The 7723-nt window shown below is 63.7% G+C and carries 5 protein-coding genes; all 5 read left to right on the top strand.

Features of this window, described 5'->3' with window-relative positions; all coding sequences use genetic code 11:
- Positions 1 to 375 (top strand): bpX5 domain-containing protein (locus ACYP2A_RS07735; RefSeq protein WP_459744146.1); only part of this gene is annotated, 375 nt, incomplete at its 5' end.
- Positions 375 to 2219 carry a hypothetical protein gene (locus ACYP2A_RS07730; protein WP_459744145.1) on the top strand — a complete coding sequence of 615 codons (1845 nt, stop codon included), beginning with the start codon at positions 375 to 377 and terminating at the stop codon, positions 2217 to 2219. The genes ACYP2A_RS07735 and ACYP2A_RS07730, both read left to right, overlap by 1 nt.
- On the top strand, positions 2212 to 5124 hold the full coding sequence (locus tag ACYP2A_RS07725) for a bpX6 domain-containing protein (protein WP_459744144.1): 2913 nt from the start codon (positions 2212 to 2214) through the stop codon (positions 5122 to 5124). The genes ACYP2A_RS07730 and ACYP2A_RS07725 overlap by 8 nt, the downstream gene beginning before the upstream one ends.
- A gap of 204 nt (positions 5125 to 5328) precedes the next feature.
- Entirely contained in the window at positions 5329 to 6852 is a 1524-nt protein-coding gene (locus ACYP2A_RS07720) for a tyrosinase family protein (RefSeq protein ID WP_459744142.1), read from the top strand.
- 15 nt (positions 6853 to 6867) lie between these two features.
- Positions 6868 to 7635 carry a copper chaperone gene (locus tag ACYP2A_RS07715; RefSeq protein ID WP_459744140.1) on the top strand — a complete coding sequence of 256 codons (768 nt, stop codon included), beginning with the start codon at positions 6868 to 6870 and terminating at the stop codon, positions 7633 to 7635.
- Positions 7636 to 7723: the final 88 nt, after the last annotated feature.

The raw sequence follows: 7723 nt of genomic DNA, 5'->3' as shown, positions 1-7723 counted from the left end.
GCGGCGGTGGCCTGGGGCGAGGCGGCGCAGCGCCTGCATGCGCGGCTGGCACTGATCGAGGGCGAGCAGGCCAGCCGCTTGCGCGCCACGGCCCATCGCCAGGTGCTGGTGGTGACCGGCGCGGCGGCTGATTTGCCGTGGGTCGAAGGTGTCGAATACGCCTGCATCGACCCGCAGGCGCCGGGGCTGTGGCTGCCAACCAGTTGGGCACCTGACGTGCCGGTCGACTGGCTGGAGCAGGCATTGGCAACCGCCTTTGGCCGGTCGCCGGTTTTGCTCTGGCATGCGCCCAAGGCTGCCGTGCCGCTTGACCGGCTGCTGCCGCTGAATGCTGCGCTGTTGCAGCGCATCGAAACCTGCTGGGCGAAACCCTGATGCAATTACCTGAATCGTTGCACCCCTGGCGGCAATGGCTGGAAGGGTTTGCGCCGCAGTACCTGCCGCTGTTTTCTGACCTGCTGGGACGTTTGAATCCGCTGCTGGGCCCGCTGCGCGGCCTGGATCAGGGCGGTGTACCGGAGCCCGATGGCCTGGGCGATCTACAACGTCGCGGTCCTTATGAGCGACTGCTGTCCAGCGAATGGCTGCTGGCCGAAGAAATGCCCGACGAGTTTCTGCGCCGGGCGGTGGTCGGCGAGCACCTGTTTCTGGCGCCGCAGTACCGCGCCCGCCAGGCCAACCGGCTGATTGTCGTGCTGTTCGATGCCGGCCCCTTGCAACTGGGCGCGGCGCGTCTGGTGCATCTGGCCTTGTTAATGCTGTTGGCACGGCGTGCTGAAGAAGCGGGCGCCGAGCTGCGCTGGGGCATTTTGCAGAACGATCCCTGCCTGTATGCGCTGGACAGCGCCGCCCAGCTGCGTCAGTTGCTCAATGCACGGACCTGGCAGGTGGTCAGCGACGAGCACTGGCAAACATGGCAGGCCTGGCTGGCCGGGCAAGCGCAGACGGCCGGCGAGTGCTGGCTGGTGGGCCAGCGCCTGGCCAAGGCGGATAACACGCCCTGCACCCATCGTGTGCAAGTGCAGCGCAGCCTCGACGGCAAGCACCTGGCCGTTGAGTTGCAGGCCGGCACTGCCCGGCACGTAACGCTGCCGATTCCGCCCGGACATCTGGCTGTGCCACTGCTCAAGGGCCAGTTCAAGGACGAGGTGACCCGCGCCGTGGTGCGCGGCAGTGTGCCGAGGGTGTCGCTGACCTTGCCGCCGGTGATTTCGGCCAACGGCAACTATATCGCCCTGCGCTTGCTCGACGAGCCCGGCATGGCGGTGATCCGGCTGCCGTCCGGTGAGCGGCAAGCCAGCCTGCAAGTCCATACGCCCTACTGGAGTGCCGGGCGCACGCCATTGGCGGTAACGTTCATGAGCCGTACCGTGGCGGCGGTGATGAGCGACGATAACCATCTGACCTTCTGGAACGTGCGTGGCCTGGCGCCGGTCGACAAGCCCGGCCGCGAAGAGCTGCAACTGCCGCCGGGCACCGCCACCTGGTTGCCTGTCGCCTGGCTGCACGGTCGTGAAGGTGGTCGGTTGTTTCTGCTCGATACCCAAGGGCATCTGGCGTTCTGGATCGCCCGCAACGGCAAGTCCCGGGTGGCCTCCGGGGATGAGAAAACCCACCGGCTGACCGACAAGGTACTTGGCATGGCCAAGGTCGACGCGCAACTGGTGGCCTATGTGCGCAACGAGGGCGGGCTGTTGTACGCCTATTCGGTTGATGTCGACGGCAATCAGATGTGTGGCGGCATGATTGACGCTGCCGAAAGCGTCAGCGAGGTGTTGTTCGCCGCCAGCCCTGCGTGGCGCAAGTCCATCGGCGGTTGTGCGCTGGGCTCTGTCGAAAATGGCAGTCAGCGCTGGCGGTTGCTCGCAGCCGAAGGCTCGGCGTCGCAACAACCTGAGCACATTCTACTGGCGCCGGGCTGGAAGGCCCTGGGTTTGCTGATGCTGCAAGGCAGTGAACGCTATGCGCTGGTGTTGCTGAGCCCCGACAAGCACAGCGTCGGGCTGTGGTGCGAAGGCCAGCAAAATGTGCTGTTCACCACCACTGAGCCGATTGCCAGAGTCAGTTTCTGCAATCTCAGCACGGTGGTCGCCGCCATCACCAGCGCCCGCGAACTGCTGGTGTACTCGGTGCACTGGCGCCGAATGCGCTTGCAGGTGATGTGCAACCAGCTCACCGAAAAGCACACCCTGGAACACAAGGAAGAGGCCGATGCCTGAGCATGACGCCGCCGTGATTCGCCGCCCGGTACTGACCGGGCATCAACAGATTGAAGGGCTGTGGTTCCCCGGTGAGCGCTTCAGCGAGGAGCAATGCGCCCGCTTGATCCTTGAGCACTGGCACACCGGCGCCAGTGCCTGGCGCTTTGCCGATGGGCATTTATTGCAGTTTCGCCAGCCACAGTCGGTGTATTGCGAAGCGCAACGGGGCTGGCCGTTGATTCGTCAGGGGCGCGCGTTGTGTTCGGCGCAGCTCAGTGCGCAAGAACGGCACAACCTGCCGATGGCCGATCTCTGGCTGGTGCGCGGCAGCCAGGTCAGCGCCTTGCAACTGCGTGATGCCACCGCCATTGCGCCCGGTGACTGGCTCGATGTCAGTGCTTACAGGCTGCTCGATACTTACGATTGCCGCAGCATCCTGCCGGAGCCGGTGCTTGAACCGCTCGCGGTGCCCAGCGATGTCCGGGAAATCCTCGGCGACGCGTTGCCGCCGGTCAGCCCCGAGCAGGCCGAGGTGTTGCAAGCGCTGCTCGCGCGTCAGCGCAAGGGCAGCGGCGCACCGTCTGCGCAAACGTCCAGCCCGGCCGCCAACGATACCTGGCAAAAGCCTGACAGCACACCCACCCCTGGCTGGGTAAGGGTGGCCATCGGGCTGAGTGCGTTGATGCTGGTCGCGGGGCTGGCGGGGCAGGCGAGTCAGCCGGGGGCTTCCGAGTCCTCGTTGGTCGTGGTGATCTTCGTCGCTGCGCTGCTGTTTACCCTGCTGTTGCTCGGCGTACGCACGCTGCTGCGCCGGCCCGCATCGGTGCGCCAGGTGCCGACACCGACCGCGACCCAACGCGCAGCCGCCGCTGCGCCAGCGCTGGCACCACGCGCAACCCGTGCCTGGCACAAGCCGGCGACCTGGCGGCGCTGGTTGACCCGCCTGACGCAACACTCGCGGCTGTCCGATCTGTACGGCAAGCGTCAGGCGGCCTATATGCGCCGCATGCTGGAGATGTTCGAAGACGGCGATTTGCACGAAGCCCTGCGCCATGCGATTCCGCTGGGCAGCGGGCAAGGCTCGGGTGAGCAGTCGTTCGGCACGCCACAGCGGCGCGACGACCTGAACGTCCGGCACAACACCGCGCCCGGTCGCTCGATGCTGTTCGAGGAGGACATGGAGGCGCACCTCAAGCAGATTTACCGTCAGGCCTTCGAACGGCTGGACCGCGAAGGCCGGGTCGATGAAGCGGTGTTCATCCTTGCCGAGCTGCTGAAAGTCCGTCAGGAAGCGCTCGACTATCTGGAAAAGCATGGTCGTTATCAGCAGGCGGCCGATCTGGCGCTGGGCTGGGACATGCCCTCGTCGACCATCGTGCGCCTGCTGTGCCTGGCCGATGACTGGCAGCGCGCATTGCTGGTGGCCAGGCGCGACGATGCCTTTGCCGATGCGGCATTGATGCTGCGCGAAAAATGGCCGGATCTGGCTAACCGCTTGCACCTTGAGTGGGCGCAATCCTTCGCCGATAAAGGCATGTGGCTGCAAGCAGTAGACGTGATCTGGCGCCTGCCGGCCGAACGGCCCCGCGCCGTGCAGTGGTTGCTCAATGCAGAAGCGGCCGGTGGCAAGCTGGGGGTGTATGCGCTGGTCAAGCGCGCCATTCTGCTGCCCGACACCTTTGCCGACTACGGCCCCTGGGTCGAGGCCCTGCGCGATGACCCCCAGCGCTGGGGCGAGCGGGCAGCGATGGCCGAAGCGTTGTTGCAGAACAAGGATCAACACGAGGCGCTGGCCTGGCTCAGCGGTGCGATGACGCATGCGATTCTGGCCGATCAGGCCAATGGTCATGGACGCCTGTCCAATAATGATTTGCAGGCGCTGGTCAAGATGAGCCAGGACACGCTATTGCAAGCTGATCTGCCGGGCATGGCGTTGCTGCCTGTACCGCGTGCGGGGCTGGAGCACGTCAAGGCCCATCATGAATGGGTCGCACCCCAGCGCGGCAGCCGGTCGATTCTGGATGCCGTGGCGCTGGAGGGTTCACGTTATCTACTGGCACTGGGCGAGGCGGGTATGGTGGTGATCGATGCCACCGGCAAGACGCTGTTTCACTTCCCGGTGCCGGCGCAGAACATCGTCATGGCCCACAGCCGGCAAGTGGCGCTGGTGCTGGCGCGTCACGATGGTGTATGGCGCATCAACAAGCTTGACCTGGTCAACCGCATTGCAACCGACCTGGGCGTGCAGGTGTTCAACACCTTCGCCAAGTCATTCGACGGCACCGCCTGGACCATCGGCAGTGGTCCGCAGGTGCGGGTGGTGGACGTTGATCGCGGCTTTGCCACCTTGTGGCATGTCGGCGACCTGCCGGGCAATGTCATCAATATCAATGACGATGCGCAGAACGAAAACTGGTGGGTGTCCGGCCCACGCAACAGCATGCAGTTCTGGCATTACAGCCTGCCGTCGCGCCGGCTGGTCAGCCGTGAACCGATGCCCGCCCGCACCCATGAAGACAGCGATCAGTTATTCAGCCCCAGTGGCCAGGTGACCGAGTATCGGGTCAAGCATATGGACGGCGAAGACGCGATCCTGGTGCTGGAGGCAAGCAACGACTGTAAAGGCTACCGCTTGCCCGACTGCGCCAGAAGTGGTGCCGATGAAAGTGATGACCCGGTCATCCTGTTCCCGTTCGAGCACTGGCTGGTGATCGGCTACATCACACTGGACAAGCACACGCGTTATCACTTCATTCACCGTGAAAGCGACCGCCTGTGCGCCGTGATCGAATGGCCGGTGGATGATTTCTACGACATGAATGTGCGCTGTCGTGGTGCCGACTGGCTGTTGTTCGACCGCCAGGGACGCTTGAGCCATGTGAATACCGATGAAGGCACGCAGCGCACGATTTCGTTGAATTGACCGGGCCGGTCAGGCCTCTTGTTTAGAGCATGGCCAGCATGAGGGTTGCTCCTGTGACCCCGATTTCCGGGACAGTCAGTAGAAAAACCTGGACGAAAATTTTTTCTGGTAATGGCGTTATGCTATTAACTTTCGTCTAGTCTCGTCCGGGCGCTCTGGCCATGAGCTGAGTCAGGGTGCCAAATCACATGGAGTGCAAGTGCAATGGGCTATGTACGCAAGAATGTCTGGGAACTGGGTTCCGATTGGGCCGAGCCGGTGTTGTGGTATGCGCGCGGGGTCAAGGCCATGAAGGCCCGCCCCATTAATGACCCGACCAGTTGGCGTTTTTATGCCGCCATACACGGCTTCGAAGACGCGTTATGGATTCAACAGGGGTATCTGGCAAGTGGCGAGACACTGCCCAGCCCGGCGTTGCGTGAGCAGTACTGGTCGCAGTGCCAGCACGCTACCTGGTACTTCCTGCCGTGGCACCGGGGGTACATCCTGGCCATCGAGAACATTCTGCGTGGCGAGATCATCAAGCTCGGTGGCCCCAGCGATTGGGCGCTGCCGTACTGGAACTACTTCCGCACCGGCCAGAACGGCTTGCCACCGGCGTTCAGCTCGCCGGACTGGCCGGACGGCACCGGTGATAACCCGCTGTATGTGGTCCAGCGCTACGGGCCCGACAACAACAGCGAGGTCTATGTACCTCTGGATTACGTCAACGAAGATGCCCTCGGCGAGCCGGAGTTTACCGGGGTATCGAGCGGCGGCAGCCCAGGGTTTGGTGGCATCGATACGGGCTACAACCATAAATATGGCGTGCACGGGGCCTTCGAGCATCAGCCGCACGACATGGTCCACGTCTATGTGGGCGGGCAAGATCCGTCTGACAGCGATCTGGTCGGCTTGATGGGCACGCCGCGCACGGCGGGCCTGGACCCGATTTTCTGGCTGCACCATGCCAATATCGACCGTTTGTGGCAAACCTGGAACGATCTGCCGACCTCCCTCGGCGATCCGACCGAGAGCAAATGGCTGCAAGGCCCGGCGTCGATTGGTGAACACCCGTTCGTGATGCCCACCCCTGAAGGCGAAGCCTGGGACTACACCCCGCAGCAGATGGTCAGCCTGCAAGCGCTGGGCTACAGCTATGATGATTACAGCCCGGCCAACCTGATCGCGACGCCTGTGCTACGGGCCAAAACGCTGGGCCTGAATCTTGAGGTGGCGAACGTGAGCAAACCTGCCCGTGACGTCGAACTGCTGGGCGCCAGCACGCCTAATATTGCGCTGTCCGGCAGTGGCGTACGCAGCACGGTGGCGCTGGCCGGGGATGTCCATAACAAGGTGGCGACCCGCTTCCGTACGCTGCTCAGTAGCCAGGCGGCGCTGCCGGACCGGGTGTTCCTGAACCTGGAAAATGTCCGCGCCGATGCAGACGGTTTTACCTTCAAGGTGTTGGCGCAGGTCGCCGCCGCCCCCGGTGTGACCGATGTCGGCGAGCATGTAGTGGGCAGCATTGGCCTGTTCGGGGTCAGTGCGGCGTCTACGGTGTCCGGCGGGCACGCAGGCGAAGGGGTGACTTATGTGCTGGACATCACCGGCTTCTTCGATGCGCTGCAACTGGCTGGTAATGCGGCTTTGCCGGCCATTGAGGTGCGCCTGGTGCCACGCCACCCTATTCCGGACTCGGCCAATGTGACGATCGGGCGCATCAGCCTGTTCCGTCAGGGTCAGTAAGGAGGGCAACCGGTGATGCGTACCCGAACCTGGCCGGATTCACTGCTGCTGGTATTGGTAGCCATCAGCCTGTCGGCGTGGTGCGTCATTGCCGTGCAGCCTCATGGCATGTCCATGCCGGCATTCGGTAGTGCTGCGCCCATGCATATGCATGGCGCACATCACCTGGCGCATCATATGGAGGCACAGGCGTCTTCGCCGCTGGCGATTGTCTATGGCTGGGTGCTGATGATGGCCGCGATGATGTCGCTGGTTATCCTGGCACCGCTTCAGTATGTGCGCGACCGCTCGTTCGCCAGCCGTAAACGACGCAGCCTGCTGCTGTTCGTGGTCGGTTATGGCGCGGTCTGGGTGTTGGGCAGCCTGCTGCTGTATGGGCTGGCCGCCGTGCTCGGCAAGGTGCTGCCGGGGGCAGTGGGGTTGATGGCGGTCGGTGCTGCGGTGCTCGTCTGGCAGGTGTCACCGGCCAGGCAGCACTGCCTGAACCTGTGTCATCGCCAGCCGGCGCTGGCCGCCTTCGGGCGTGCGGCCGACCGCAGTGTCATGCACTATGGCCTGATCAATGGCGTGTCCTGTTTTGGCGCCTGCGGCGGGTTGATGCTGCTGACCTTGATGGCCGGCGAAGCGCATGCCATCGCCATGCTGGCGGTGACGGTGTTCATCGTGGCCGAACGCTTCGAACCGGCGCGTGTGCCTGCGTGGCAGTGGCGGGTGCCGGGCAAGTTGTTGCGCATTGTCGTGGCGCAGGCGCGCATCAGGGTGGCCCGGCGCTCATTGGTCTGATGGCTAAAACGCAGCCCTTGGCTATGCTCAAGGCCCATGAGGGCTTTGGGTATGGCTCATGAATCTGGTCAGGAATAGGGCGTAGTGC

It is taken from the genome of Pseudomonas sp. 3A(2025) (assembly GCF_054589175.1).
Note: the sequence above shows the minus strand (reverse complement) of the source record. Positions and strands in the feature narration are given on the sequence as shown.

Bases quoted from the DNA above. Each gene is read 5' to 3' on its own strand.
- ACYP2A_RS07720 (WP_459744142.1), top strand. From the start codon at position 5,329: ATGGGCTATGTACGCAAGAATGTCTGGGAACTGGGTTCCGATTGGGCC.
- ACYP2A_RS07725 (WP_459744144.1), top strand. From the start codon at position 2,212: ATGCCTGAGCATGACGCCGCCGTGATTCGCCGCCCGGTACTGACCGGG.
- ACYP2A_RS07730 (WP_459744145.1), top strand. From the start codon at position 375: ATGCAATTACCTGAATCGTTGCACCCCTGGCGGCAATGGCTGGAAGGG.
- ACYP2A_RS07715 (WP_459744140.1), top strand. From the start codon at position 6,868: ATGCGTACCCGAACCTGGCCGGATTCACTGCTGCTGGTATTGGTAGCC.